This window comes from Quadrisphaera granulorum (assembly GCF_003149145.1).
Taxonomy (GTDB): domain Bacteria; phylum Actinomycetota; class Actinomycetes; order Actinomycetales; family Quadrisphaeraceae; genus Quadrisphaera; species Quadrisphaera granulorum.
The window spans coordinates 21,443-48,139 of record NZ_QGDQ01000016.1; the positions used below are offsets into that span (position 1 = coordinate 21,443).

Annotated in this window: 22 protein-coding genes; 18 read left to right on the top strand and 4 right to left on the bottom strand. The window is 72.2% G+C overall.

All coding sequences use genetic code 11. The features are described 5' to 3' along the window. Nucleotides 1-140: 140 nt before the first annotated feature. Together BXY45_RS13050 and BXY45_RS13055 are read left to right on the top strand one after the other, a co-directional pair. Complete coding sequence (locus tag BXY45_RS13050; RefSeq protein WP_109774949.1) at nucleotides 141-533, top strand: hypothetical protein; 393 nt, start codon at nucleotides 141-143, stop codon at nucleotides 531-533. Nucleotides 534-616: 83 nt separating this feature from the next. Then, entirely contained in the window at nucleotides 617-1,264 is a 648-nt protein-coding gene (locus BXY45_RS13055; RefSeq protein WP_170131494.1) for a S1 family peptidase, read from the top strand. On the opposite strand, the gene BXY45_RS13060 is transcribed toward BXY45_RS13055, so the two are convergent. Next, nucleotides 1,250-2,242, bottom strand: coding sequence for an EamA family transporter (locus BXY45_RS13060; RefSeq protein ID WP_109774951.1), 993 nt, complete (start codon nucleotides 2,240-2,242; stop codon nucleotides 1,250-1,252). The genes BXY45_RS13055 and BXY45_RS13060 overlap by 15 nt on opposite strands. Before the next feature lie 67 nt (nucleotides 2,243-2,309). Between BXY45_RS13060 and BXY45_RS13065 the strand changes: the two genes are divergently transcribed. The 6 genes from BXY45_RS13065 to BXY45_RS13090 all read left to right on the top strand — a co-directional run bounded on the left by BXY45_RS13065 (nucleotide 2,310) and on the right by BXY45_RS13090 (nucleotide 9,350). Continuing rightward, nucleotides 2,310-2,864, top strand: a complete 555-nt coding sequence (locus tag BXY45_RS13065) for a CGNR zinc finger domain-containing protein (RefSeq protein WP_109774952.1) — start codon at nucleotides 2,310-2,312, stop codon at nucleotides 2,862-2,864. Continuing rightward, nucleotides 2,861-4,231, top strand: coding sequence for a M20/M25/M40 family metallo-hydrolase (locus BXY45_RS13070; protein ID WP_109774953.1), 1,371 nt, complete (start codon nucleotides 2,861-2,863; stop codon nucleotides 4,229-4,231). The genes BXY45_RS13065 and BXY45_RS13070 overlap by 4 nt, the downstream gene beginning before the upstream one ends. Then, nucleotides 4,228-5,643 carry an MFS transporter gene (locus BXY45_RS13075; protein ID WP_109774954.1) on the top strand — a complete coding sequence of 472 codons (1,416 nt, stop codon included), beginning with the start codon at nucleotides 4,228-4,230 and terminating at the stop codon, nucleotides 5,641-5,643. The genes BXY45_RS13070 and BXY45_RS13075 overlap by 4 nt, the downstream gene beginning before the upstream one ends. Before the next feature lie 136 nt (nucleotides 5,644-5,779). Further along, complete coding sequence (gene recA / locus BXY45_RS13080; RefSeq protein WP_109775020.1) at nucleotides 5,780-8,152, top strand: intein-containing recombinase RecA; 2,373 nt, start codon at nucleotides 5,780-5,782, stop codon at nucleotides 8,150-8,152. 77 nt (nucleotides 8,153-8,229) lie between these two features. After that, complete coding sequence (locus BXY45_RS13085) at nucleotides 8,230-8,727, top strand: regulatory protein RecX (protein WP_245961793.1); 498 nt, start codon at nucleotides 8,230-8,232, stop codon at nucleotides 8,725-8,727. A gap of 2 nt (nucleotides 8,728-8,729) precedes the next feature. Then, a complete protein-coding gene (locus BXY45_RS13090) occupies nucleotides 8,730-9,350 on the top strand; it encodes a DNA-3-methyladenine glycosylase I (RefSeq protein WP_109774955.1) in 621 nt (206 codons plus the stop codon). A 1-nt stretch (nucleotide 9,351) separates the two neighbouring features. Here the strand turns inward: BXY45_RS13090 and BXY45_RS13095 are convergent, their stop codons facing one another. Continuing rightward, a complete protein-coding gene (locus BXY45_RS13095) occupies nucleotides 9,352-10,167 on the bottom strand; it encodes a YqjF family protein (protein WP_245961794.1) in 816 nt (271 codons plus the stop codon). On the opposite strand from BXY45_RS13095, the gene miaB reads away from it, so the two are divergent. The 7 genes from miaB to BXY45_RS13130 all read left to right on the top strand — a co-directional run bounded on the left by miaB (nucleotide 10,139) and on the right by BXY45_RS13130 (nucleotide 18,597). Continuing rightward, nucleotides 10,139-11,746, top strand: coding sequence for a tRNA (N6-isopentenyl adenosine(37)-C2)-methylthiotransferase MiaB (gene miaB, locus BXY45_RS13100; RefSeq protein ID WP_109774956.1), 1,608 nt, complete (start codon nucleotides 10,139-10,141; stop codon nucleotides 11,744-11,746). The two genes, BXY45_RS13095 and miaB, sit on opposite strands and share 29 nt — an antisense overlap. 135 nt (nucleotides 11,747-11,881) lie before the next feature. After that, nucleotides 11,882-13,423, top strand: coding sequence for a bifunctional 3-(3-hydroxy-phenyl)propionate/3-hydroxycinnamic acid hydroxylase MhpA (gene mhpA / locus BXY45_RS13105; protein ID WP_109774957.1), 1,542 nt, complete (start codon nucleotides 11,882-11,884; stop codon nucleotides 13,421-13,423). A 48-nt stretch (nucleotides 13,424-13,471) separates the two neighbouring features. Further along, complete coding sequence (gene tsdA / locus BXY45_RS13110; RefSeq protein WP_109774958.1) at nucleotides 13,472-14,461, top strand: gamma-resorcylate decarboxylase; 990 nt, start codon at nucleotides 13,472-13,474, stop codon at nucleotides 14,459-14,461. Further along, nucleotides 14,461-15,537 (top strand): maleylacetate reductase, encoded by a 1,077-nt coding sequence (locus BXY45_RS13115; protein ID WP_109775023.1) that lies wholly within the window; start codon nucleotides 14,461-14,463, stop codon nucleotides 15,535-15,537. Before tsdA ends, BXY45_RS13115 begins: the two co-directional genes overlap by 1 nt. Next, on the top strand, nucleotides 15,534-16,397 hold the full coding sequence (locus tag BXY45_RS13120) for a dioxygenase family protein (RefSeq protein ID WP_109774959.1): 864 nt from the start codon (nucleotides 15,534-15,536) through the stop codon (nucleotides 16,395-16,397). The genes BXY45_RS13115 and BXY45_RS13120 overlap by 4 nt, the downstream gene beginning before the upstream one ends. A gap of 25 nt (nucleotides 16,398-16,422) precedes the next feature. Further along, nucleotides 16,423-17,754: an MFS transporter gene (locus BXY45_RS13125; RefSeq protein ID WP_109774960.1), complete on the top strand. Its 1,332-nt coding sequence runs from the start codon at nucleotides 16,423-16,425 to the stop codon at nucleotides 17,752-17,754. Between the two features lie 21 nt (nucleotides 17,755-17,775). After that, entirely contained in the window at nucleotides 17,776-18,597 is an 822-nt protein-coding gene (locus tag BXY45_RS13130; RefSeq protein ID WP_211319542.1) for an IclR family transcriptional regulator, read from the top strand. On the opposite strand, the gene BXY45_RS13135 is transcribed toward BXY45_RS13130, so the two are convergent. After that, nucleotides 18,505-19,482, bottom strand: coding sequence for an EamA family transporter (locus tag BXY45_RS13135; RefSeq protein ID WP_109774962.1), 978 nt, complete (start codon nucleotides 19,480-19,482; stop codon nucleotides 18,505-18,507). The genes BXY45_RS13130 and BXY45_RS13135 overlap by 93 nt on opposite strands. Before the next feature lie 118 nt (nucleotides 19,483-19,600). Between BXY45_RS13135 and BXY45_RS13140 the strand changes: the two genes are divergently transcribed. Beyond that, on the top strand, nucleotides 19,601-20,533 hold the full coding sequence (locus BXY45_RS13140; protein ID WP_109774963.1) for a LysR family transcriptional regulator: 933 nt from the start codon (nucleotides 19,601-19,603) through the stop codon (nucleotides 20,531-20,533). On the opposite strand, the gene BXY45_RS13145 is transcribed toward BXY45_RS13140, so the two are convergent. Continuing rightward, the gene (locus BXY45_RS13145; protein WP_109774964.1) at nucleotides 20,490-22,802 is read right to left on the bottom strand and encodes a putative bifunctional diguanylate cyclase/phosphodiesterase; all 2,313 of its coding nucleotides are present in this window, start codon (nucleotides 22,800-22,802) and stop codon (nucleotides 20,490-20,492) included. The two genes, BXY45_RS13140 and BXY45_RS13145, sit on opposite strands and share 44 nt — an antisense overlap. Nucleotides 22,803-22,938: 136 nt before the next feature. On the opposite strand from BXY45_RS13145, the gene BXY45_RS13150 reads away from it, so the two are divergent. Continuing rightward, nucleotides 22,939-23,820 (top strand): FAD binding domain-containing protein, encoded by an 882-nt coding sequence (locus tag BXY45_RS13150; RefSeq protein WP_109774965.1) that lies wholly within the window; start codon nucleotides 22,939-22,941, stop codon nucleotides 23,818-23,820. Beyond that, nucleotides 23,817-26,666 (top strand): molybdopterin-dependent oxidoreductase, encoded by a 2,850-nt coding sequence (locus tag BXY45_RS13155; RefSeq protein WP_109774966.1) that lies wholly within the window; start codon nucleotides 23,817-23,819, stop codon nucleotides 26,664-26,666. The genes BXY45_RS13150 and BXY45_RS13155 overlap by 4 nt, the downstream gene beginning before the upstream one ends. Nucleotides 26,667-26,697 lie beyond the last annotated feature (31 nt).

Here is a 26,697-nt window from a genome sequence, read left to right on the forward strand (position 1 = left end):
GAGGGGGCATGGGTACGCATCGCATGCGTCAGGGGTGTTGCGCTGTGTTTCACCCGCGTGACGGATGGTTGCGGTGTGCGACGGCAGAGTTTCTCGCCGAACCAGCCTCGCGACGTGAGGGATCCGGTCACGATGGGTGTGTGAGTCAGCTACCCACCGTGGCGCCCGCCGCCATGATTCCCGGGCAGCGGTCACGTCCCGAGGCCGAGGCGCTGCCTCCGTTGCTGCGCCCCCGTCGGCGGGAGCGGCCTGCCGGCAGGCGGGGCGGTAGCGCGCTCGTCGTCGGGCTGCTGGTCGCGGCGCTCCTGCTGGCGCTCGGCGCCGTCGCGTACCTGTGGGTGGTCAGCGACGCCTGGCGGGTGCGTGCCGTGGAGGGGGAGGCGCAGCGCGCACAGCTCGTGAGCACGTCGGAGCAGCTCCAGCAGCGTGTCGATGCGCTGCAGAGCGACCTCGCCGCCTCCGACGCGCGCGTGGAGCAGCTGGCCGCCGAGAAGGCCCGCGCCACGGACCTGCGCGAAGCGAGGGACCGCTGAGACGCTCTGCCGTCGTCGTCGTCCTGATGATGATGGGAGCGGCGGTACTAGGAGTGACCACGGCGTGCGGAGCAGTACCACTCGTGCCGCCGACACCGATGGGCAAGGTGGACCCGGTCGCGTCGGCGGCGGGTGCCGTTGCCGCAGCGGACGAGGCGAGCGCGTTGCGCACCGCCGTGCGCGCGTCGGTGCGGGTACGGAGCGTGGGGTGTGCCTCAGTGCGGACAGGGTCGGGATTCGCCGTGGACGCGCACACCCTGGTCACCAACGCGCACGTCGTGGACGGGGCCGAGCAGCTGCAGGTGGATACGTGGGACGGCCAGCAGCTCGCGGTGACGGCGTCGGTGACCGCCACCGTGGCCGACCTGGCCGTGGTGAGGACGGTGGAGGCGCTGCCCGCCACCGTGCCGCTCGCCGCCGTCGACCCGGAGCGCGGGGAGGCGGTCACCGTGGTCGGCTATCCGCGCGGGGAGGCGCTGGCGAAGGCGACCGGAGTGGTCACGGGGTCGGTCGACGACCCCCTGGGCACGGCGGCGGTGCGGGTGCTGCAGCTGGAGGCGGCGGTGGCGCCGGGCAGCTCCGGTTCGGCGGTGGTGGACGACGACGGCGCGGTGGTCGGGGTCCTCTACGCCGGCGCCACCACGGGGCAGGACGCATACGCGGTGCCGGTGGGCACGCTGCGCGCCGCGCTGGCAGCGGAGGGTCCGGCGGACCGCTCAGTCCGCTGCTGAGGCTGCTGGTCGGCTGTCGCTCTGGCTGTCACTGCGGACGACGACGATGCCTGCGAGCACCACGGCTCCGCCGACCAGCTGGACGGCGGACAGGTGCTGGCCCAGCAGCACCCACGCCCACGCGGCGGCGAAGAGCACCTCGGTGAGCGCCACGAACGACGCCGGGGCCGCAGACAGGCGCCGCGCGGCGGCGATGCCGGTGCCGTAGGCGAAGGCGGTGGCGATGGCCACCATGCCGATCAGCACCGACCACCACGGGACGGACGCCCCGGCGAGCATGACGTCGCCGAGGGTGACGCCCATGGGGAGCAGTCCGACCAGCGCTGCGGCCGCGAGGACGGCGGCGCCGATGACCATGCCGACCCAGGCCATGGCCAACGCGGGCACACCGCTGGCGTCGTCAGCGGCGAGCACGAAGTAGACGGCCAGGCAGGCGCCGGCGATGGCGGCCCACACCAGTCCTGGTCCGGCCACGAGGGTGCCGCCGCCGATGCCGAGCACCAGCGCGAGGCCGCCGAGGGCCGCCAACCCGCCGAGGGCGGTGCGCAGGCGGGGGCGCTGGCCGCCGACTGCCCACGCCCAGGCGACGACGAGCAGCACGCTCGCGTACTCGATGAGCAGGGCCAGGGACACCGGCACGGTGGCGACAGCCGCGAAGTAGCCGAGCTGACACCCGGCCATCGCGAAGACGCCGAAGGCCAGCGCACGCCAGCGAGCCCGCCAGAGCAGGTGCCAGCGGCCGCGGAGCTGGGCGACGGCGAGGGGCGCGAGCACGAGGCTGGCGCCGAGCATGCGCACGATGACGGCGGAGCCGGGAGTCCACCCCGCCTGCAGCAGCGCGTTGGCGAAGATCCCGGAGGTGCCGAAGGCGGCGGCGGAGGACAGCGCGAACACCAGGCCGCTGCGGGCTCGGGTCGTGAGCGGCTGCGCCGGGAGGGTGGACGATGCGGGGACGGCGCCCGCCGCTGCTGCTGTCATGAGTCAAACCCCTCTACGCTTGTGACGCCTGGGGTGACCGTAGTGGGGCGCGATGAAAGGAGTCAAGATGCTTTTTGCTCATGACACCGAGCGTGAGCTCGCCGCGCTCGTCGCCATGGTCAACACGCTCGGCCACGTCTCCGGTGACGAGGGGCTGCCTGACGTGGCTGCGCTCGACGCCTTCTGTGCCGAGCACCGCTGGAGTGGCCGGCGCGACCATGACCTCGCCGAGCTCGAGGCCGTCCGGGCCCAACGCCCGCGGCTGCTGGCCCTGTGGGATCTGGCGCTCGCCGGCGACGAGGACGGCTTCGTCGACCTCGTCAACACCCTGCTGTCGGAGGGTCATGCCCTGCCGCAGCTCGTCCGTCACGACGGCTGGGGCTGGCACCTGCACGCCACTCCCGACGACGCCCCCCTCGACCGGCGGATGGCCGTGGAGGCGGGCATGGCCATGGTCGAGGTGGTTCGCCGCGGAGAGCTCAGCCGCCTCCGCCGGTGCTCCGGAGACGACTGCACCGACGTCTTCATCGACCTGTCCAAGAACCGGTCTCGCCGCTTCTGTGACGGCTCGTGCGGCAACCGCGCCGCCGTTGCCGCCTACCGGGCCAGGATGCGGGGGTGAGCCCCTCCGGCGTCGACCCGGTCGCCGCGCTGCAGGCAGCGGTGAGGACGACGACGACGGCGGGTGCCGAGTCCGCGTTCGCTGCGCTGCACGAGGTGCTGGTGGCGAGTTTCTCGCGGGCGTTTGCGCAGCTGGAGCGCGTCGAGGTGCCGGGCTTCCCGCACGCGCTGCTGCTGCGGTGGCCAGGCGCGGGTGGGGCTAGCGGGGAAGTGGCGCCGCTGGTGCTCATGGCCCACCAGGACGTGGTGCCGGCCGGCTCGCTGACGGCGTGGACCCATCCGCCGTTCGCCGGGGTGCTGGCGCCCTCGGCGGAGGGCGAGGCTGTGTGGGGCCGGGGCACGCTGGATGACAAGGGGCCCCTCGTCGTGGTGCTCGCGGCGGTGGAGGCGCTGCTCGCGGAGGGCTTCGTGCCCGCGCGCGACGTGTGGCTGTCGTTCGGGTCCGACGAGGAGACCGGCGGCGCGTCCGCCGTCGCCGCCGTCGAGGTGCTGCGCCGGCGCGGCGCCCGGCCCTGGGCGGTGCTCGACGAGGGCGGTGCCGTCGCCGGGGGAGCCCTGCCGGGGCTGCGGGCGCCGCTCGCGGTGGTCGGGGTGACCGAGAAGGGCAGCACCGTGCTGCGGCTCGTGGCGTGCGGGCGCGGGGGTCACGCGTCGACCCCGGCGCGCAGCGGCCCCGTGGCGAGGCTGGCGACGGCGGTGGTCGCGCTGGAGCGCGCCGAGCGGCGCGCCGCGCTGGGATCGGTGACGCTGCCCGCCGCCACGCGCGAGCTGCTGCGCCGCGTGCTGCCCCCGCCGCTGGGTGGGCTGGCTGCGCGGTTCCCTGAGGTGGCGGGCCGCCTGCTCGTGCTGGCCGGGCCGGAGAGCGCCGCCATGGTCCGCACCACGCTCGCGTTCACCGCGATGCACGGCTCGCAGGCCGTCAACGTCGTCCCCGACGAAGCCTGGGTCGGCGTCAACGCCCGCGTCATGGTGGGGGACTCGGTCGACGACGTCGTCGCGCGCATCCGCCGCGTCGTGGCCCGCTGCGGAGTGGACGTGGAGATTGTCGAGCGCGGCGAGCCCAGCCCCACCTCGCCGTTCTCCGGAGCTGATCCGAAGGACGACGAGGAGGCATTCGCGCTGATCGAGCGGTGCACAGCCCAGGTGTTCCCCGACGCCGTGAGCACGCCCTACGTCGTGATGGCCGCCACCGACGCCCGGGCTTTCGCTGGGCCGAGCGGGATCTCTGACCGCGTCTATCGGTTCTCCCCACTGCGGATGAGCCGCGCGCAGCGCGCGTCGATCCACGGCGTGGACGAGCACGTCGCCGTCGCCGACCTCCACGACGGGGTGCGCTGGACCACCGCGCTCCTGCGGGGCCTGCCGTGAGCACGCCCGGCGCAGCCGCGAGGCGCTCGCTGGTCGCCGTCGTCGGCGTCCTGGTGCTGGTCGAGCTGGTCTCCGGTGTGCTGCAGGCGTTCTACACGCCGCTGCTCACCGACGTCGCCGCCCGGCTGCGCATCCCCGTCGGGGACGTCAACTGGTTCGAGGCGGCCCAGCTGGCGTTCTCCGCGCTCGCGGTGCCTGTGCTCGCCCGGTTGGCGGACCTGTGGGGGCCGCGCGCCGTGCTGCTGCTCTCGGCGTCGGTGACGGCGGCCGGGTCCTGGCTGCTCGTGCTGGCGCCCGGCTTCTGGACGTTCATGATCGGGTGGGTGCTGCAGGGCGCGTACGTCGTGTGGCTGCCGCTGGAGGTGGCGCTGGTGCACCGGCGGACGGCGGGGTCGGCGCAGCAGGGACCGCTCGTGCGGCGCTCCGCGGGCGTGCTCGTGGCAGGGCTGCAGCTCGGGGCGATCCTCGGGGCACTGTCGGCGGGGGCCGTGGCCACCGCGCTGCCGCTGCAGGCGGTGCTCGCACTGCCGGCGCTCGCCGTCACGGCGTGCGTGGTGGTGGTCTGGGTGGGCGTGGAGCGGACCCCCGGCACGGGGTGGCGGACCGGTGGTGGGCTCGATGGACGGGGGCTGGCGCTGCTCGCCGTCGTCCTCGGACTGGTCATGGGGGCGCTCGTGGCCGTACGGCTGCTCGGGGTGGCGAGTCCACTGCCGTGGGGGCTGCTCGCGGCGAGCATTGCGGCCGGGAGGTGGATGGTGCGCGTGGAGGCTCGGACGGCGTCGCCCCTGGTCGACGTGCGGCTGCTCGCGGCGCGAGGTCAGTGGCCGGTGCAGGCGACGGCTTTCCTGTTCGGGGCGAGCGTGCTCGGGGCGCAGGTGCCACTGGCGACGTTCGCACGGACCGATCCGGCGGTGGCGGGCTACGGGCTGGGTGCCGATGCCGCGGGGGTGTCGGTGCTCATCGGGGCGTACCTGCTGGCCATGGTGACCGGCGCGCTGGTGCTGCGGAAGCTGCCGGCGGCCGCGGTGCTGGTGACGGTGGGGTACGCGATGCTCTTCGCGCTGCACGGCTCGACGGCGTCGCTGCTGGCCTGTCTGGTCTTGGTCGGGTTCGGTAACGGGGCACTCGTGGCGGGGCTGCCGGCTGCCGCGGCAGCCGCCGCGCCACCGGACCGGGTGGCGTTCGCCACCGGCATGACCAACACCACCAAGACGGTGGGTGGGGCAGTTGCCTCGGCGGTCTTCGCGGTGGCGCTGGCCTCCACGGGGTCACTGGGTGATCCGGCGGCAGGGGCTGCGCCGCTGGTCGGCTACTACGTGGTGTGGGGTGTGTGCGCGGTGACGTCGCTGGTCTCGGTGGGTTTCCTGGTGTCGAACGCGCGTTCGGCTCGCGGGGGTAGGGTGGCGGTGTGATCGCGGCGGGGGAGCCTTTGTCCACAGGGGCGGGCCTCGTCGCAACGGACTGTCGGTGGTGGCGCCTAGCGTCGTCCCCGAACGCACCGCAGCAGCGCCCGGCCGGTCCGGGTGCCCGTCGACAGGGGTGATCCTCGTGGCCGCACCCGCCGCCAAGACCAACGACAAGTCGAAGTCGCTCGAGTTCGCACTCGCGCAGATCGACAAGCAGTTCGGCAAGAACACCGTCATGCGCCTCGGCGACGAGGTGCGCGAGCCGATGAAGTTCATCCCTACCGGGTCGACGGCGCTCGACGTCGCGCTCGGCATCGGGGGCCTGCCTCGCGGCCGCGTGGTGGAGATCTACGGTCCGGAGTCTTCGGGAAAGACGACCGTGGCGCTGCACGCCGTGGCCAATGCCCAGAAGGCCGGCGGCATCGCGGCGTTCATCGACGCCGAGCACGCGCTCGACCCGGAGTACGCCAAGAAGCTCGGCGTCGACACCGACGCACTGCTCGTCTCCCAGCCTGACACCGGTGAGCAGGCACTCGAGATCGCGGACATGCTGGTCCGCTCCGGCGCGCTCGACATCATCGTCATCGACTCCGTGGCGGCCCTCGTGCCGCGCGCCGAGATCGAGGGCGAGATGGGCGACAGTCACGTTGGTCTCCAGGCCCGCCTGATGTCTCAGGCATTGCGGAAAATGACGGGCGCACTGAATACCGCTGGAACTACGGCAATCTTTATCAATCAGCTCCGAGAGAAAATCGGGGTTATGTTTGGTTCACCCGAGACAACGACTGGTGGAAAAGCGCTAAAGTTTTACGCTTCTGTTCGACTCGATGTTCGTAGAATTGAAACTCTTAAGGACGGTAACGAGCCGGTCGGGAACCGCACGCGCGTCAAGGTTGTCAAGAACAAGTGCTTGGCTGCTGGCTCTCGGATCTTTGACCCGGTGGCCGGTCGTTTCCATCGAATCGAAGACGTCGTGGAGCAGCGACTCCCTATTCACGTGATGGCGGCTGACAAGGCGGGCCAACTGCACCCGGCCCCCGTGATTGGGTGGTTTGAGCAGGGCGAGCAGGACGTGGTCAACGTCATTGTCAAGGGCGGACGCCGTCTCACAGTGACCCCTGACCACCGAATCCTTACCGAGGCTGGTTGGCGAGAGGCTGGTGCGCTCATTCCTGGGGACCGCGTCGCTCTCCCCCGTCAGTTCGGCGGCTTTGGTGATGCCATGCCGGTGACCATCGACCAGGCTCGGATGCTGGGCTATCTCGTCGGTGACGGGTACGTCGGCGGGAAGACTCCGATCACACTGATCTGTCTTGCGGAGGACGTTCAGCGAGACGCTGCGCGGATCGCTGCGGATCACGGATGTGATCCGCACCCACTGCATGGTGGTCAGGTGGCCTTCTCGCATCGTCCCGGAGTGAAGAATGGGCTACTCGCGCTGACGCGAGCCGCGGGCATCTATGGAAAGCTCGCCTGGGAGAAGACCGTGCCTCCGCAGTTGCTGGCGATGGACGCTCATGAGGAGCTCGTTGGAAATTTCCTCGTCGGCTTACTTGAGACCGATGGTCACGTCTCCAGTGAAGTCACCGGCGCAATCCGGGTCGGTTTCACCACAACCTCGGAGCAGCTAGCACATCAAGTCTCGTGGCTGTTGCTGCGGGCGCGCATCGCCTCATCGGTGCGACGTTACGACCCGACGCAGAAGCGACCCAGCGTCGTTGCTGGCCGGGAGATCCGCTCGACGCGTGACTGCTTCGAGGTCCGTATTGCCGGCATGGATAACGTTGCTGCCTTCACTGCGCTAATCCCAGTCGTGGGGCCGCGCTCTGCCAAACTTCTCGAAGAGATCGATCGTTACGACGGGCGACGCCGAGGGAGCCAGCAGGGGTATTTGCCTCAGGGGGTGAAGGCTGAGGTGCTCGCTTACCTTCGCCGTCGTGGTGTCACCGTTCGTGAGGCTGCTGCCATCGTTGGCGCGTCCGCGAACGACATCAAGGGCGGTATGGGGCAGGTCCTCGGAGCTTCGAGGTTGCGGCGGGATCGCGTTAGCGCCCTTGCGGAGGCGTTGAATGACGAATTCCTTCAGACCCTCCTCAATGAGGAACTTGTGTTCGCGAGCGTCATGGCCGTGGAGCCTGCGGGGCGCGCGCAGACCTACGACGTTGAGGTTGAGGAGTTGCACAACCTCGTCGCCGAGGGGGTTGTGGTTCACAACTGCAGCCCCCCGTTCAAGCAGGCCGAGTTCGACATCCTCTACGGGGTCGGCATTTCCCGCGAGGGTGGCCTCATCGACATGGGTGTGGAGCACGGCTTCATCCGTAAGTCCGGCGCTTGGTACACCTACGAGGGAGACCAGCTCGGGCAGGGCAAGGAGAACGCCCGCACGTTCCTGCGCGACAACCCCGACCTCGGCGACGAGATCGAGCGCAAGATCAAGGAGAAGCTGGGTATCGGCCAGCCCAAGGCCGACGGCGCCGATGCGGCGGTGCCGGCCGAGGCGAAGGTCGACTTCTGAGCCGACCGCAGCGCGGGTCGCGTGAGCAGCGGCGTCCCGGCGGCGGCGGCGACCCCGTCGCCGTCGCCCGGGACGTCGTGCTCCGCCAGCTGACCGCTGCGCCTCGTAGTCGGGCGCAGCTGGAGAAGAAGCTGGCGGAGCGCGGCGTACCCGAGGAGGCCGCGGAGCAGGTGCTCGACAGGTTCACCGAGGTGGGCCTCGTCGACGACGCCGCCTACGCCGAGGTCCTCGTCAGGTCCCAGCGCCTCACCCGGGGCCTGGGCCGGCGGGGCCTGGCGCACGAGCTGCGCGCCAAGGGCGTCGACGACGCCACCGCCGCCGCGGCACTGGAGCAGGTCGACGACGACGCCGAGGAGGCGACGGCACGTGACCTCGTTGCACGCCGCATCCGGTCGATGAGCGGCCTGGCGCCCGAGGTCAAGACCCGGCGTCTCGCCGGGATGCTGGCTCGCAAGGGATACCCGCAGGGGCTGGTCATGCGTGTGGTGCGCGAGGCCGTGCGCTCGGAGTCAGATGGCTTGGGGTCAGATGGCTTGGAGTCAGATCACGACGAGCAGTTCGAGCTGGAGGACTGAGGATGGACGTGGTCATCGGCGCTGACGGGCGCCCCCGCTGTGCGTGGGGCACCTCGACCCCGGACTACATCGCCTATCACGACACCGAGTGGGGCTTCCCCGTCTCCGACGACCGGCGCCTCTTCGAGAAGGTCTGCCTGGAAGGCTTCCAATCCGGCCTGAGCTGGCTGACCATCCTGCGCAAGCGGGAGGGCTTCCGCGCGGCGTTCGCCGACTTCGACCACGAGGTGGTCGCCGAGTTCGACGAGCGTGACGTCGAGAGGCTCCTCGCCGACGTCGGCATCGTGAGGCACCGCGGCAAGATCGAAGCGACCCTCAACAACGCGGCGCGCGCCCGTGAGCTGGTCGCCGAGTACGGAAGCATCGCCGCGTACATGTGGAGCTGGGAGCCCGCCGACCGGGCGGTGCGCCCGTTCGAGGTGCGCGCGACGTCACCGGAGTCGACGGCGATGAGCAAGGACCTCAAGAAGCGCGGCTGGCGCTTCGTTGGACCCACGACGGCCTATGCGTTCCACCAGGCCATGGGCCTCGTGAACGACCACGCGCCGGGCTGCGCGGCGCGCGAGGAGGTTGCTGCTGCTCGGGCGGCCTTCACACCGCCGGTCAGCCTCGCTGTCGGGTGACTCAGCCTCGCCGCGGACGCCGGGCGTCTCCCGGCAGACCGAACCGCGTGACGACGCCGGAGGAGAACAGCACCGAGTCCGGCTCGCGCGCGGCGAGGTCGGGGAAGCCCATGTCTGCGAGCAGCGAGTCCTCGAACGCCTCCACGCGGGCGGACCTCAGCGGCCACGGCCCGTGCTCGTTCGGCACGTACCAGGTACGCCCCACGTGCCGCTGGTGCAGACCCCAGCGTGCCGTGAGGCCCCGCGCGAGGCCCTCGTCGTCGTCGGCATCGGCGGGAGGGAGCTGCGCGCCGAGCGACAGCTCGAGCCGCTGGTGCACCCCCGAACGCCGCCCCCGGCCGCGCAGGGCATAGGCGACGCGTTGACCGCTGGGATCGGCACGCCGTCCGAACGCCATCGACGACCAGCGGTACGGCAGCCCGAACGCTGCCCGCGCCCCGGCCACCACCACCAGGCGCGAGCACTCGAGGGTGAGGAAGACGATGCCGCGGCGGCCGGTGTCGTCGACGGAGTACAGGCGCACGTTGGTCTCGAGGAACGTGCCCGCCCAGGGGACTGCGGGGCCGATGGTCCGCGGCCCGAGGCCCGCACCGACCATGCGGAAAGGCACGAGCGCCACGTACGTCAGGTTGCTCGCGGGGTGGACATCCGGGCGCACGCCCGGCGGCATGAGGTGCGCCACCCGCTCCGCCGGCACGGCCCAGTGCAGGAAAGCGGCGTCACGCCACGCCTGCTCCATCATCACGAGGCCGTGCAGGGGTGGTGCGTCGGCGATCGCCTCGGGCTGGATGGCCGAGGTGGGCGGGGTGCTGCTCACAGCCACCTATCCTCGGTGGGTGGTCCTGATCGAGCCTGCCGAGCAGTTCGAGAGTGCAGTGCGCACGTACGCCGTCCGCACCTACGGGTGCCAGATGAACGCGCACGACAGCGAGCGCCTCGCCGGGCTCCTCGAAGACGCCGGCTACTCCCGCGCCGGCGACGACGCCGCGAAGTCGGGCGAGGCCGACGTCGTCGTCCTCAACACCTGCGCGGTGCGGGAAAACGCGGACAACCGCCTCTACGGCAACCTCGGGCACCTCGCTAGCGTCAAGGCGCGCCGGCCCGGGATGCAGATCGCCGTCGGCGGCTGTCTGGCCCAGAAGGACCGCGACGTGATCCTCGCGAAGGCGCCGTGGGTCGACGTCGTCTTCGGTACCCACAACACCCACGCCCTGCCGGCGCTGCTGGAGCGCTCCCGCGTGCAGGCCGAGGCGCAGGTGGAGGTGCTCGAAGAGCTGGAGGTGTTCCCCTCCACGCTGCCGCAGGCGCGCGAGTCCGCCGCCAGTGCGTGGGTGTCGATCAGCGTGGGGTGCAACAACACGTGCACGTTCTGCATCGTGCCGGCGCTGCGCGGCAAGGAGAAAGACCGCCGCCCCGGTGACGTGCTCGCCGAGGTGGAGGCGCTCGTCGCCGACGGCGTCGTCGAGGTGACGCTGCTGGGGCAGAACGTCAACTCCTACGGGACCGGTGTGGGCGGCTTCGGGGACGCTCTTGACGACGCGGCCCGCGGCCGCGGGAACTCGGCGTTCGCCGACCTGCTTCGCGCCGTCGGTCGGGTCGAGGGCATCGAGCGGGTCAGGTTCACCAGCCCGCACCCGGCGATGTTCACCGACGACGTCATCACCGCCATGGCCGAGACGCCGACGGTGATGCCGCAGCTGCACATGCCGCTGCAGTCAGGATCGGACCGCGTGCTGCGCGCGATGCGCCGCTCGTACAGGTCGGAGAAGTTCCTCGGGATCCTCGACCGGGTCCGCGCGGCCATTCCTGACGCGGCCATCAGCACCGACATCATCGTCGGCTTCCCCGGGGAGACCGAGGAAGACTTCGCCGAGACGCTGCGCGTGGTGGAGGCGAGCCGCTTCGCCAGTGCATTCACGTTCCAGTACTCCCAGCGCCCCGGCACGCCCGCCGCGACCATGCCCGACCAGCTGCCCAAGGCCGTGGTGCAGGAGCGGTACGAGCGGCTCATCGCCCTGCAGGAGCGGATCTCCGGGGAGGAGGCCGCCTTCCAGGTGGGGCGGACCGTCGAGGTGCTCGTCGCCGAGGCGAAGGGCAAGAAGGACGGCGCCAGCCAGCGCGTCTCGGGCCGCGCCCGCGACAACCGGCTCGTGCACGTCGGTCTGCCGGAGGGGATGGCGGACACGGACCGTCCGCGCCCCGGGGATCTCGTCACGGTGCAGGTGACACAGTCGGCTCCGCATCACCTCGTGGCAGACGTCCCGGCCGGTGAGGTGTTGCGGGTCCGGCGTACCCGCGGCGGCGACGCCTACGACCGTCGCCAGCTCGCCAGCTGCGGGGTGCCCGGTCGCTCGGTGGGGCTGGGCATGCCCACGCTGCGCCGCGTTCCCGTCTGATCCGGCACGCCCCCGGCGGCGGGTGCATCACGCCCGCCAACGTTTCACCATTGAGCATTGCTTTCCTCATTCGTGAAAGCTAGTGTCCTCGTCAGGCATCCACGCCGTGTCAGTGACGACACCGAGAGGACTCCGATGGACGCAGACGTCGTCATCGTGGGGAGCGGGCCGACAGGCATGGTCCTGGCCGCACTCCTGGGGAAAGCAGGCCGCAGCGTGCTCCTGCTCGAGCGGTACGAAGGGCTCTACCAGCTGCCGCGCGCCGCAGCGTTCGACGACGAGACGATGCGCACCTTCCAGGCGCTCGGTGTGGCCGAGCGCATGCTGCCGGGCACCAACGTCCAGCCTGGCTACGTCTGGGTCAACGGCCAGGACGACGTCCTGCTCGACATCGCCTTCGACAATCCCGGTCCGTGCGGCTGGCCGAGCCAGTTCATGATGTTCCAGCCACACGTCGAAGATGTCCTCAACCAGCTGCTGGCGCAGACCCCCGGCGTGGAGGTCCGCCGCGGACATGAAGTGGTCGGCCTCACCGAGCGCGGCGACAGCGGGCAGACCGACGGTGTCGACGTGGACGTCCGCACCCGCGACGGCGCCACCTACCGGGTGAGCGCACGCTGGGTGGTCGGCTGTGACGGCGGCAACGGCTTCGTGCGGCGGCACCTCGGCGGGGAGCTCGACGAGTACGGCTTCTCCGAGAACTGGCTGGTCTGCGACTTCGAGCTGCGGCGTGAGGTTCCGGGGCTACCCGCCTTCCGCCAGGTGTGCGACCCGGCGGAGCCGATCGCCATCGTCAACATCGGCCCGCGCCACCACCGCTTCTCGTTCCGGCTCGAAGCCGGCGCCGACCGTGCCGCGGTGGTCCGGCCCGAGGCCGTGTGGCCGCGGGTCTCCCGCTACCTCGGGCCGGACGACGCCGACCTCGTGCGCGTGGCCAACTACGCCTTCCAGTCGCGGTGCGTGCGGCAGTGGCGCCGCGGCCGGGTGTTCCTCGCCGGCGACGCCGCCCACGAGATGCCGCCCTTCCTCGCGCAGGGCATGGTCTCCGGCATCCGCGACGCGAGGAACCTCGCGTGGAAGCTCGACCACGTGCTGGGCGGCGGCACCGACGACGTGCTCGACACCTATCAGGCCGAGCGCGAGCCGCACGTGCGCTTCATCCTCGAGAAGGCCATCGAGCTCGGACGCGTCCAGACCGAACGCAACCCCGAGCGTGCCCGCGAGCGCGATACACGGATGCTCGCCGCGCGTCGCGCCCACACCGCCCCCGACAAGCTGCGCTACCCGCCGCTGTCCGGCGGGCTCGTGGAGAACCACGGCCACCTGCTGCCGCAGGGCGTGGTCTCCAGCGCGGAGCGGACGGCGCTGTTCGACGACGTCGTCGGCACCGGCTGGCGCCTGGTGGTGAGCTCCCCGCAGGTGCTCGACGCGCTGTCGGTCGAAGCCCGCGAGGGCCTCGCAGCCCTGGGATGCCGTGACGTGGTCTTCTGCCTCTCCGGCACGTTCGGTGGCGCGCCCCTCGCCGACACCGGCGGCGTCTACAGCCGCTTCTTCTCCCAGACCGGCAGCGTGGCCGCCCTCGTGCGCCCCGACGGCTGCGTCTATGGCCTCGCTCACGACGAGGCCGAGCTCGTGGCGACCACCAAGGGCCTCCTCGGCGCCCTGGCGCTGGCCTGACCCTCGGCCGGAGAACTGGCCCGTCAACGATCCCTGAGGAGCACGACCATGCACGGAAAGATCGCCCTCGAAGAGCACGTCGCCATCCCCGAGACCCTCCAGGACTCGGCGGGCTTCGTCCCCGGTACGTACTGGGAGGAGCTCCAGGCGCGGCTGCTGGACGTCGACGACCAGCGCCTCAAGCTCATGGACGCCCACGGTATCGAGGTGATGATCCTCTCGCTCAACGCCCCCGCGGTGCAGGCCATCCCGGACCGGGCGCGAGCTGTCGAGGTGGCCCGGCGTGCCAACGACCACCTCGCGCAGGTCTGCGCCGACCACCCGGACAGGTACCGGGCGTTCGCGGCGCTGCCCCTGCAGGACCCGGACGCCGCGGCCGAGGAGCTGCAGCGGTGCGTGACCCAGCTCGGCTTTGTCGGGGCGCTGGTCAACGGTTTCACCCAGGACGCCGCGCCCGGCGGTGGCCAGGAGCCGCTCTACTACGACCTGCCCCGGTACCGGCCGTTCTGGGCCGAGGTGGCCCGGCTCGACGTGCCGTTCTACCTGCACCCGCGCAACCCGCTGCCCCAGGACGCGCGGATCTACGGCGGTCACCCGTGGCTGCTGGGGCCCACGTGGGCGTTCGCCCAGGAGACCGCTGTGCACGCGCTGCGCCTCATGGCGTCCGGGCTGTTCGACGAGCACCCGTCGCTACAGGTGGTGCTGGGGCACATGGGTGAGGGGATCCCGGCCATGCTGTGGCGGATCGACCACCGCAACGCGTGGGTCGACGTCCCCAAGACCTACCCGGCGCAGCGTCGCTTCGTGGACTACTTCCAGCAGAACTTCCACATCACCACGTCGGGCAACTTCCGCACGCAGACGCTCATCGATGCGCTCCTGGAGCTCGGCGCGGATCGCATCATGTTTTCCACCGACTGGCCGTTCGAGAACGTCGACCACGCCGCCGACTGGTTCGACGCCGCGAGCATCTCCGAGCCCGATCGCCTCAAGATCGGACGGACCAACGCGGCACGGCTCTTCGGGCTGGAACCGTGATGCAGGGCTTCACCCACGCGCAGGGGCCGCTACGCGTGGTCTTCGGGCGCGGAGACCGGTCACGTGCCGGTGAGGAGGTCGCTCGGCTCGGGTGCGAGCGAGCGCTGGTGCTCAGCACGCCGGGCCGCGCCGCCACCGCCGAGGAGGTGCGTGGCCATCTCGGCGGCCGCGCCGTCGCCACGTTCGACGGCGCACGCCGGCACACCCCCGTCGAGGTCACCGAGACCGCCTTGGAGGTGCTGCGCGATGCCCGCGCCGACTGCGTCGTCGCCGTCGGCGGTGGTTCCACCACGGGCCTGGGCAAAGCGCTGGCAGCACGCACCGGTGTGGCCCAGGTGGTGATCCCCACGACGTACGCGGGCTCGGAGGTCACCGAGGTGCTCGGGGAGACCATCGGCGGCGTCAAGACCACGCGGCGGGGCCCGGAGATCCTGCCCGAGGTGGTGATCTACGACCCCGAGCTCACCGACTCGCTCCCGGTGTCGCTCAGCGTGACGAGCGGGCTCAATGCCATGGCCCACGCCAGCGAGGGCGTGTACGCCGGCGACTCCACCCCGCTCACCACGCTCATCGCCCTGGAAGGGCTGCGGGCGCTACGCGACGCGCTCACGGGGCTCACCGGCGTGCAGGGGACGGGCGAGCACGCCCGAGAGGACGCCCACAGGGACGCCCGAGATCACGCCCTCTACGGCGCATGGCTGTGCGGCCTGGTGCTCGGCGGCGTCTCGATGTCCATCCACCACAAGCTGTGCCACACCCTCGGCGCGGCGCTGGACCTGCCGCACGCTGAGACGCACGCGGTGTTGCTGCCGCACACCACGGCATTCGTCGAACAGGCACTTCCCGAGGCGCTCGCGCCGGTGGGCGCGCTTTTCGGGGGGAGCGCTGGAGCGGGCCTGCACACCTTCGCCGCCTCCCTGGGGGCCCCCACGCGCCTGGCAGACCTCGGCGTCGACGACGGCGACCTGGACGACGTCGCGACCCTGGCGACGGCCAACCCCTACTGGAGCCCGCGGCCGTTCACCCGCGACGACGTCCGCGCACTGCTGCAGCGGGCCTGGGAGGGCGTGCTGTGACCGGGTACTTCACCCCCGACAGGTCGGTCGAGGTGGTCACCGGCAGGACCAGTGCCACCGCGGATCCCCGGACGGCGGAGGTGGTGGCGAGCCTCGTCGAGCACCTGCACGCCTTCGTGAAGGACGTCGAGCTCACCCAGGGGGAATGGCAGCGGGCGGTGGACTTCCTCACCGCCACCGGCCGCACCTGCACCGACGAGCGGCAGGAGTTCGTCCTGCTGTCCGACGTGCTGGGGATCTCGATGCTGGTCGACGCCGTCGCCCACCCCCGACCCCGCGGCGCCACCGAGAGCACCGTCCTGGGGCCGTTCCACGTCGAGGGCGCACCCCAGCGGGCCATGGGCGACGACATCTGCCTCGACGGGCTGGGGGAGAGCTGCCTGTTCGAGGGACGGGTCCTGGACCTCGACGGCGCGCCGGTGGCCGGGGCGTGCCTGGACGTCTGGTCCGACAACGCCGAGGGCTACTACGACGTCCAGCAGCCTGATGTGCAGCCGCGGTGGAACAACCGCGGCCGCTTCATCACCGGCGCCGACGGGCGGTACTGCTTCCGCGGCATCAAGCCCACGGCGTACCCGATCCCTGACGACGGACCTGTCGGGCAGCTCCTGGCGGCTCTCGGCCGCTCGCCCTACCGCCCGGCCCACCTGCACCTCATCGTCACGGCCCCCGGCTTCCGGCCGCTGGTCACCCACACGTTCGTCGACGGCGACGAGTACCTCGGGTCCGACGCGGTGTTCGGGGTCAAGGAGTCGCTGATCGCGACCTACACCCTCACGCCGCAGGGCCCCACCACCTGGCGGTCGACGTTCGACGTCGTCCTCGCACCAGATCACCCCACCGACCAGCCCCACCAGTAGAAACCCACGAGAAGGCAGGCACCCAATGAAGGGCAGCACCGCCGCACCCCGTCACACCGGTCACGCGACCGCTGACAGGACAGTCCTGGTCCTTGCAGCGTCGTTCGCCGCGATGGAGGGCTTCGACCTCGCCGTGTACGGCGTGACCGTCCCCTCGCTCCTCAAGGATCCGGCCCTGGGCGCCAACCCCGCGGCAGCTGGCAGCGCCGGGGCGCTGGTCGCCGTCGGGATGCTCCTCGGCGCAGCTCTCTCGGCGGCACTGATCCGCCGCTTCGGCAGCCGCGCCCTGCTCTTCGGAGGGGCGGCGCTGTTCTCCGTCGGCATGCTCGCGTGCGCCGTCGCCGTGTCGTCGTTCGAGCTGTTCAGCGCCGCGCGCTTCGTCGTCGGTGTCGGGCTGGGCATCGTGCTGCCGACCGTCACCGCCTACGTGGCCGACGTGTCCGCTCCGGACCGGAGGGCGCGCAACGTCGGGCTCATGATGGCCGGCTACGCCGGTGGCGCGCTCATGGCACCGCTGCTCGGCGCCGCGCTCCTGCCCCTGGTCTCCTGGCACTGGATGTACGTCGTCGGCGTCCTGCCAGCCCTGGTGCTCCTCCCGCTGGCAGCCAAGCGCCTCCCCGAGAGCCCGGTCACGCCGGGGCACGTTGCTCACTCGGGAAGCGCTCGGTCCGGCAGCGCCCCATCACGCGGAGACCTGCTCGGTCTCAAGCTCCTGCTGGCCCCCGGCGTGCGTCTGGCGACCGTGCTGTTCTGGGTGGTCTCCTTCTGCGGGCTGCTGCTCGTGTTCGGCATCAGCACCTGGCTCCCCACGATCATGCAGGCCGCCGGCTACTCGCTCGGGTCCGCGCTTCTCCAGACGGCCGCCATGTGGACCGGTGCCGGCATCGGCATGGTGCTCGGGGGTCGCCTCGCGGACCGGGTGGGTGTCAAGCCTGTCGTCGTCGGAGCGTTCCTGGCGGGCACGCTGAGCCTTCTGGTCATGAGCACCGCACCCTCGCTCGGAGTGCTCTTCGCGGCGATGTTCGTCAGTGGGCTGGGCTTCATCGGCTCGCAGGTGCTCACCAACGCGTTCATCGTCACCCGCTACCCCGACCACCTGCGGGGACCGGCGATCGGATGGGCGCTGTCCGTCGGGCGGCTCGGCGCCATCGCCGGCCCGATCATCGGCGGCGCTGTGCTCGCGTCGTCGCTCGGAGTGGCGTTCAACTTCTACGTCTTCGCCATCCCGGGTGTGATCGGGGCGGCGCTCGCCGCGGCGGTGCCCGTCATCCGAGCTCGGCGCGCGACCCAGCAGCACACGACCGGTTCGGCGTCCGACGGGGTGTCCGTCACCGCGCCTGCGACGGAAGCTGCCTGACCGCTCCGTAGCATGCGAGCCGTGTCCGACGGCGCGCAAACCCCCGATGACGACGATGCCCTGGCTGGCCGCGGTGACTCCGCGGCCCGCCAGGGCATCCAGTCCGTCGAGATCGCGGTCCGCGTGCTGCAGGCCCTCGAGGAGGGCCGGGGACCGATGACCCTGACGCAGGTGGCCACCGCCGCGGGGATGTCCGCGAGCAAGGTGCACCGGTATCTCGTGAGCCTGGGGCGCGGAGGGCTCGTCAGCCAGTCGCAGCAGTCCGGCGCCTACGACCTGGGGGTCGGCATGCGCCGGCTGGGGGTGGAGGCTCTGCGCCGCGTCGACGAGGTGTCCCTCGCGTCCGAGCACCTGCCGGGCCTGCGTGACCGCACCGGGCACGCCGTCAACCTCGCGGTCTGGGGAGACCGCGGGCCGGTGCTGGTCCGCTGGTTCTACGGCGCCCACCCGCTACCGGTGACCGTACGGGTGGGAGCCACGATGCCGCTCCTGGCCTCGGCGGTGGGCCGCGTCTACCTGGCGCACCTGCCGGACGCGGTCACCGGTCCGGTGCTCGCCGCTGAGCCCGGTGCCGATCCGGCCGAGGTGGCCCGAGTGGCCGCGGAGGTGCGCAGCACGGGGGTGGCGGTGGCCTCCGGGACGCTGATCCCCACGCTGACATCGGTGGCCGCCCCGGTCTTCCCGGCCGGCGGTTCGGCGCCGCTCGCCGTGGCGCTCGCCGTGCCGTCGAGCCTGGCCACGCCTGCGCTCCTAGCTGCGCTCGAGGACGAGCTCCTCGCCGCGACCGCGGAGATCACCGCTGATCTCGGCGGGGCGCTGCCTGCTGCGCGACGCGCCGAGTAGTACTCCGGCGACGACGACGGCGCCGAGCGCCACCTCACGCCACGGCGTCGCCTCGCCGAGCAGCACGTGCGCGGCCAGCATCCCGATCACCGGCACGAGCATCGAGAACGGCGCCACCGAGCTTGACGGGTGCTGTGCCATGAGCGCCGACCACACCACCTGGCCCACCAGCGTGGCGATGAGCACGGTGAACGCCAGCCCTGCGATGGCCAGCAGCCCGGTCGGCGTGCCCAGCCCCGTGAACGCCCCGGCGATCCGCGCCGGCCCCTCGAGCGCGAGCGAGGCGAGGGCTAGCGGCAGCGGCGGTACCACGGAGACCCACAGCACCAGCTGCAGCGACTCGGTGGCCGACGGCGGCACACCGAGCGCCACCCGGTTCCGCCATGCGAGCCGCGAACCCAGGTTGCCGAACGCCCACCCGAGCCCGCCCAGCAGCGTGAGGACCACCGGGAGCAGCGTCGCAGCCCCGCCGAGCTCGGCCCGTGACACGGCGATGCCCGCCAGTCCGGCGACGGCGACGGCGACGCCCGCCACCTGCCGGCCACTGAGCCGCTCCCGCAGCAGCACCCCGGCGAGCACCACGGTGAACGGTGCCGACGACTGCAGCACGAGTGACGCCAGCCCGGCGGGCATGCCCACGGTCATGGCCGTGTAGAGGAAGACGAACTGCGCCACCCCGAACCCCGTGCCGTACGCGAGCAGCCAGCGCAGCGGCACCCCGCGGGGGCGTGGCACGAAGAGCACCACGGGGACGGCGATGACGGCGAACCGCACCGCCGCGCACAGCAGCGGCGGGAACTGCTCCAGCGAGGCGTGGATGGCGATGAAGTTCAGCCCCCACGTCACGGCGACGAGGAGCGCGAGGAGACGGGCGGTCAGCGGCACAGGTCCAGCATCGGATCACCTGCACCGTGAAGTCTATCGATGGTTACGACACAGACGATATAGTAGTACTTCACACTAGGGTGGCCGATTGCCCATGATCACGGGGGAGGTGGGTGCTGTGGACGTGAGAGCGCTCGAAGCCCTGCGTGCCGTGAGGTCGCAGGGCGGCGTGACGCGCGCCGCCGCCGTCCTCCACCTGACCCCCTCGGCCGTGAGCCAGCACCTGGCCTCCCTCACCCGCCAGGCCGGCGTTCCGCTCACCGAGCGCGTCGGGCGCGGGCTGCGACTCACCCCCGCCGGGCTGGCACTCGCGGACGCTGCCGACGACGTCGCCGTCGCCCTGGAGCGTGCTCGCACCGCCGTCCTCGACGCCCACCAGGCACCCACCGGGCCGGTCCGCGTCTCTGCCTTCTCCTCCGGCGCCGAGCTGCTGCTGCCGGGTCTGCTCACGCGGCTGGAGGGCAGCGGGGTGGAGGTGGAGTGCACGGACGAAGACGTGCCCCTCGACGACTTCGCGCCGCTGACGGACCGGATCGACGTCGTGATCGCCCACCGTCCCGAAGGCGAGCTCGCGTGGTCAGCGCCGGGAGCGAGCGCCGGAGTGCGCGTGGTGCCGCTGCTGCGGGAGCCGCTCGACGTCGCCGTCCCCGTCGGCCACCCGCTGGAACTCAGCGCCCGGGCCGACGGCGGTGTGCGCCACGCCGACCTCGCCGGGCAGCGGTGGATCGCCGTGAAGGAAGGCTTCCCCGTGGGGGAGGTACTGCGGGCCGTGCTCGCGGGAGGACCTGTGGACGGCGAACCACCCCGCGTGGTCTCACGCATCAACGACTTCCACGTGGTGCTGGAGCTGGTGGCCGCGCGCCATGGCCTCTCGCTGCTGCCGCGCTACACGTGCGGGCGCCACCCGGGGGTGCGGCTGCTGCCGCTGCTCGACGTGCGTGCCGGCCGTCAGATCGACGCGCTGGTGCGCGCCGACACCGCCGAGCGGCCCGTGGTACGCCGCGTGCTCAGCGAGCTGACGGCGCTGGCCCGGAAGCTGGCTGGCGCGTGAGCGCCCGTGCATCCAGCCACGCGGTGAGGTCGTCGGCGGCCAGCGGGCGGCTGTGCCAGTACCCCTGCGTGACGTCGCAGCCGATGGCGGTGAGGGCGGTCAGCGTGGCCTCGTCTTCCACGCCCTCGGCCACCAGACGCATGCCGAGCTCGTGGGCCAGATCGATGGTCGCCCGCACGATGGTGGCGGTGCGCTCGTCGTCCAGAAGCCTGCGTGTGAACGCCCGGTCGAGCTTCAGCTCGCGCGCCGGCAGGTGGTTGAGGTGCGCCAGGGAGGAATACCCGGTGCCGTAGTCGTCGATGGACAGCTCGATGCCGCGGTCCACCAGCTGCGCCGCCACCTCCAGGCCGTGGACGGCGTCGCTGACCAGCCCGGTCTCGGTGACTTCCAGGACGAGTGCGCTGGCGGGGAGCAGCCGGGAGTCGAGCACGTCGTCGACCACGTCCAGCAGCCGCGGCCAGTCCAGGCAGCTCGCGGAGAGGTTCACCGCGACCCGCAGGTCGTGGCCGTGGGCGCGCCAGAGGGCGGTCTGGGTCACTGCCTGGCGCAGCACCCGTTCGGTGAGCTCGGGGAGCAAACCGTGCTCCTCGGCGAGGTCGATGAAGGCCACCGGCTGCAGGAGGCCGAGGTCCGGGTGGTCCCAGCGCACCAGCGCCTCCACGCCGCTCGCGGTGCCGTCGGCGTCGAGCTGCGGCTGGAAGTGCGCGACCACGCGTCCTGCAGGGGCCCGGTCATCGGACGCGTCGCCGGCGGGTGCGCCGAGCATCGTGCGCAGGTCGTCGAGGAGGCGCTCGCGCTGGCGCGCGCCGGCGTCGATGGCCTCGTCGAACAGACGCAGTCCGCCACCGTTGCGTTTGGCCAGCTGCATGGCGACGTCGGCCCGCCGCAGCACCTCGCCGGCGGGGAGCCCGCGCTCGCGGGTGGTGAGGCCAGCGCTGGCGCCCAGGCGCACCAGGCGGTCACCGACGGTGATCGGTGAGGTGATGGCAGCCATCACCTTGGAGGCCCTTTCCTCGGCCCGGGCTGCGTCCACGTCGAGCAACAGCAGCGCGAACTCGTCAGCGCCGAGGCGCGCGAGCACCCGGGGGCCGCTGGAGGCGCGGCGCAGCCTGTCGGCCACCACACGCAGCACCTCGTCGCCCACGGCCTGGCCGCAGCGGTCGTTGACGCCCTTGAAGTCGTCGAGGTCGATGAGCAGCAGCGCGCCCTGGGCGTCGTGCTCCAACGCGTCGCGCATCCCCCGGCGGCTGAATAGGCCCGTCAGCGCGTCACTCGCCGACACGCGCCGCTCGTCGAGCAGGCGGTTCATCTCCACGGACAGCACGGACATGCGTACGGCGCCCGCGAGCAGCATGCAGAGCACCAGGATCCACGCGCCGTCCGGGAGCTCGGGGGCCCAGGCGGCGTGGTCGACGGCGAGCAGCACGCACGACAGCGACAGCACCGCTGCGGAGACCGCGCGCAGGGTCCGGCGGGGCGGATCGACGGCCGTGCGCGCCGAGGCCGGACTCACCGCAGCGACGCTGAGCAGACCGATGGCGACCAGGCGCAGCACGCCCACGATGCTCGCCGCCAGCCCCTCGGTGGGCAGCGCCTGGGTCGCGGCCAGTAGGCCCAGCACCTCGCTGACGACGAAGCACACCAGCGCCGCCGCCGCGATGTCGAGGCGCGCGTCCCTGCGCCGGCCACGCAGCAGCACCACGGCGACGGAGAACAGCCCCAGGGCCAGGGCCAGGGCCGCGCGGTTGACGAGGGCCAGCGCACCGACGGGGCCGATGCCGAAGCGTTCCGTCCAGGGCGCCAGGAACAGGAGCATCACCGCCGCACCCGTGGCGCTGACGAGCAGCGCATCGATCCACAGCCCGCGCGGCACCCCTTCGGTGGTGCGGCGCACCAGCAGGTGGAGCCCTGCGAGCACCAGGGTGTACCCCAGGGGTACCGAGAGCATGAGCCACGGATAGTCCACGTACGCGCTGGGTGGCAGGACGGTGCCGCCGTCGCCGGTGGCTGCCGCGGCAGCCGCGCGCAGCATCACCGAGACGAGCATGCCCGTCGAGATCAGCAGCCACGGCAACCGCCCGTCCGGGCGGCGCGCCAGCGAGCAGACGCACAGGAGCACCACCGAGGCGGCTCCCAGGATCAGCGAGAGGGCACCGGCGACGGCGGACGTCCACGGCAGCACCGCCAGCAGCGCGTACCCGACGAGCGCAGCCCCGGTGGTGACCACGACCAGCGAGCGCAGGCGAAGCCGCCGTGAGCTCGTGCTCACCGTGGCACCCCGACTGCTCACCGCGCTCCTTCTCTCGACGCCTTGTCGCCCATCGACCCGCCGGTGATCTTCCTTGAGCGACGATCCACCAGTTGGACGACCCGCGCGGCGCGTCCGTCGCCTACGGTGCCGGGCGATGGACCTGCACGGCGTCACCGCCCTCGAACCCGCCGGGCCTGTGCTCGACGGCGCCGCTGCGCTGCAGCCCGGCGACGTCTGGCTCGCCGGCGGCACCTGGTTGTTCTCCGAGCCACAGCCCGGGGTGAGACGGTTGCTCGACCTCACCTGTCTGGGGTGGGAACCGGTGGTTGTCGACGACGACGGCGACCTGCGCGTCTCCGCGACGTGCACGATCGAGCAGCTGACCTCCTGGGCCTCGGCGACGGAAGACACCCCGAGTCTCATCGCGCAGTGCGCCGACGCGTTCCTCGCCGGGTGGAAGGTGCAGGGTGTCGCCACCGTCGGCGGCAACCTCGTCACCGCACTGCCAGCGGCACCGATGGTGTCGCTGCTGGCGTCGCTCGACGGTGTCGTGGAGCTGTGGACGCTGGGTGCTGGTGCTGGCCCTGCTGCTGGGCTGCGCCGCCGGTACCTGCCGGTCGCGGAGCTCGTCACCGGAGACCACGTCACGGCCCTCGCCCCCGGCGAGCTGGTGCGTGAGGTCGTCGTCCCCGCGTCGTCCCTGGCGGCACGCACCGCGTTCCGCCGGGCGACCCTCACGCCGCTGGGACGCTCCGCGAGCCTCGTCGTCGGCCGGCTGGATGGTTCGGGCGAGCTCGTCGTCACCGTGACCGCGGCGACGCAGGCGCCGCTGCAGCTGCGCTGGCCGTCGTCGTCGCTGGGTTCAGCTGATGCCGCAGCGGATGCCGTGGAGGCCGCCGTCGACGGGGCTGTTGACTTCTCCGAGCCCCGGCGGACCTGGCACGACGACGTCCACGGCCACCCCGCGTGGCGCCGCGCGATGGCGCTCGCGCAGGTCCGCGAGGTGGTGCAGGAGCTGCTGGAGGAGACGCCATGAGCGCCGTCGTCAACGGCCGACCCGACGAGCGCGAGCCCCGCCCCGGCCAGTGCCTGCGCACCTGGCTGCGCGAGGGCGGCTGGACGGGCGTCAAGAAGGGCTGCGACGCCGGCGACTGCGGCGCGTGCACCGTCCACGTCGACGGCCGCGCCGTCCACTCCTGCCTCTACCCGGCGCTCCGCGCGCAGGGCAAGGCCGTGACCACGGTCGAAGGGCTGGCGACCGCGGAGGCCCTGCATCCCTGCCAGCGGGCGTTCCTCGACGCGCAGGGCTTCCAGTGCGGCTTCTGCACCGCCGGGATGCTCATGACGACGGCGGCCCTCGAGCTCCACCAGCACGACGACCTCGAGCGGGCGTTCAAGGGCAACCTGTGCCGCTGCACCGGGTACCGCTCGATCCGCGACGCCCTCGCCGGGCGCACCACCGTGGAGAGAGACCCGGCCGCCGGCGCCGCCGTCGGGCGGAGCATCCCCGCGCCCGCCGGGCCCGCCGTCGTCACGGGCGCCGCCCGCTTCACCCTCGACGAGGCCCCGCCGCCCGGGATGCTGCACCTGTCGGTGCTGCGCTCCCCGCACGCCCACGCCCGGGTGGTGTCCGTGGATGCCACGGCTGCGCTGGCGGTGCCCGGGGTGGTGCGCGTCATCACCGCCGACGACGTCAACCCCGTGCCGCACTCCTCGGCGCGCCACCACCTCATGACCGACGACCCCGACGACACGCTCGTGCTCGACAGGACCCTCCGCTTCGTCGGGCAGCGCGTGGCGGCCGTGGTGGCGGAATCGGTGGGCGCAGCCGAGGCGGGCGTCGCGGCGCTCGCGGGGGGCGTCGAGTACGAGGTACTGCCAGCCGTGTTCGACCCCGAGATCGCCATGCACCCGGCGCGCACGGGCGCGCCGGTGCTCCACGGCGACAAGGACCCGACGCTCACGCGCATCGCCCGTCCGCAGGACAACGTCGTCGCCGAGGTCCACGGTCACCTCGGTGACGTCGAGGCAGGCTTCGAGGCCGCGAAGGCGGCCGGCGGCGCCGTCGTCGAGGGCACCTGGCGCAGCCAGCGGCTCGCGCACGCCGCCCTGGAGACCATGGCCGCGCGGGCGTGGGTCGAGGGAGATCTTGCTGAGGGCCTCCGGCTGGTGGTGAGGACGTCGACGCAGACGCCGTTCCTCACCCGCGACGCGCTCGCCGTCGTCCTCGGATTGGATCGGGAGCAGGTCCGCGTGGTCGCCGGGCGCGTGGGCGGCGGGTTCGGTGGCAAGCAGGAGATGCTCACCGAAGACCTCGTCGGCCTCGCCGTGCTGCTCACCGGGCGACCGGTGCAGTGGGAGCTGACGCGCACCGAGCAGTTCGCGGCCACCACCACGCGCCACCCCATGGCCGTCACCGCGCAGCTCGGCGCGCTGCCCGACGGGACGCTCACCGCGATGTCGGTGCGCGTGGTCTCGAACACGGGCGCGTACGGCAACCACGCACCCGGCGTGCTCTTCCACGGCTGCGGGGAGTCGATTGGCGTGTACCGCTGCCCCAGCAAGCGCGTCGACGGGTGGGCGGTCTACACCAACACCCCGCCCTCCGGGGCGTTCCGCGGGTACGGGCTGTCGCAGCTGGTGTTCGCCGTGGAATCCGCCATGGACGAGCTCGCCCGGGAGCTCGGGATGGACCCGTTCGAGCTGCGGCGGCGCAACGCCGTCGTCCCCGGTGACCCGATGACCGCCACGACGGATGAAGAGGACGACGTCGTCTACGGCAGCTACGGCCTCGACCAGCTGCTCGACCGGGTGCAGGAGCTCGTGGCCGCCGAGCGTTCAGCGGTGAGGGCGCAGGCGCCGGCCGGGTGGTCGGTGGGCGAGGGCATGGCGATCTCGATGATCGACACCGTGCCGCCGCGAGGGCACCACGCCGACGCCGTCGTCGCCCTGATTCTCGGTGAGGAGGACGACGACGGCGACGGCGACGGCGACGGCGAGGCGGTGTACGAGCTGCGCGTCGGCACAGCGGAGTTCGGCAACGGCACCACCACCGTGCACGCCCAGATCGCGGCGACCGCGCTGTGGACGACGCCGGACCGCGTGCGGGTGCGTCAGTCCGACACCGACGTCTTCGGGGCAGCAGGGGGCCACGACACCGGCGCGTTCGGCTCCACCGGCACGGTGGTCGCCGGGCGGGCCGTGAACGCGGCGGCCGATGCGCTGGCATCGCTGCTGGTGGCGCGGGCGGCGGCAGGCGCGGGCGTGCCGCCGCAGGCGTGCCGGCTCGATGGTGACGCCGTCGTCGTCGCCGGATCCCGAGTGCCGCTCGTGGACCTCGTGCGGGCCGCCGCGGCAGACGGGGTCGAGCTCGTGGGGAGCGGGGAGTGGGGCGGGACGCCGCGCTCGGTGGCGTTCGACGTGCAGGCGTTCACGGTGGCGTGCGACCCGGCCACCGGTGAGGTGCGGATCCTGGCGTCGGTGCACGGCGCCGACGCCGGCGTGGTGGTCAACCCCGAGCAGTGCCGCGGCCAGATCGAGGGCGGTGTCGCGCAGGCCATCGGCGCGGCGCTGTACGAGGAGGTCCGCGTCGACGACGCCCCCGGCGGCACCGGCGCGGTGACCAACCCGTCGTTCCGCCAGTACCACATCCCCACCTGGGCTGACGTGCCGCCGACGACGGTGCTGTTCGCGGACACGTCCGACGCTGTCGGGCCGATGGGCGCCAAGTCGATGAGCGAGAGTCCCTACAACCCGGTTGCTCCCGCGCTGGCCAACGCGGTACGTGACGCGACGGGAGTGCGGTTCCACCGGCTCCCGATGGCGCGGGACACGGTGTGGCTCGCCTGGCAGGGGCAGGACGGCCATGGACCCGTGGGATGACGCCGTGCGCTTGCCGCCTGGCGCAGGATGC

Excerpts from the sequence above, each read along its gene's own strand:
- BXY45_RS13060 (WP_109774951.1), bottom strand. The coding sequence starts at position 2,242 with ATGACAGCAGCAGCGGCGGGCGCCGTCCCCGCATCGTCCACCCTCCCG.
- BXY45_RS13065 (WP_109774952.1), top strand. The coding sequence starts at position 2,310 with ATGCTTTTTGCTCATGACACCGAGCGTGAGCTCGCCGCGCTCGTCGCC.
- BXY45_RS13090 (WP_109774955.1), top strand. The coding sequence starts at position 8,730 with ATGGACGTGGTCATCGGCGCTGACGGGCGCCCCCGCTGTGCGTGGGGC.
- miaB (WP_109774956.1), top strand. The coding sequence starts at position 10,139 with ATGGCCGAGGTGGGCGGGGTGCTGCTCACAGCCACCTATCCTCGGTGG.
- mhpA (WP_109774957.1), top strand. The coding sequence starts at position 11,882 with ATGGACGCAGACGTCGTCATCGTGGGGAGCGGGCCGACAGGCATGGTC.
- tsdA (WP_109774958.1), top strand. The coding sequence starts at position 13,472 with ATGCACGGAAAGATCGCCCTCGAAGAGCACGTCGCCATCCCCGAGACC.
- BXY45_RS13115 (WP_109775023.1), top strand. The coding sequence starts at position 14,461 with ATGCAGGGCTTCACCCACGCGCAGGGGCCGCTACGCGTGGTCTTCGGG.
- BXY45_RS13125 (WP_109774960.1), top strand. The coding sequence starts at position 16,423 with ATGAAGGGCAGCACCGCCGCACCCCGTCACACCGGTCACGCGACCGCT.
- BXY45_RS13150 (WP_109774965.1), top strand. The coding sequence starts at position 22,939 with ATGGACCTGCACGGCGTCACCGCCCTCGAACCCGCCGGGCCTGTGCTC.
- BXY45_RS13155 (WP_109774966.1), top strand. The coding sequence starts at position 23,817 with ATGAGCGCCGTCGTCAACGGCCGACCCGACGAGCGCGAGCCCCGCCCC.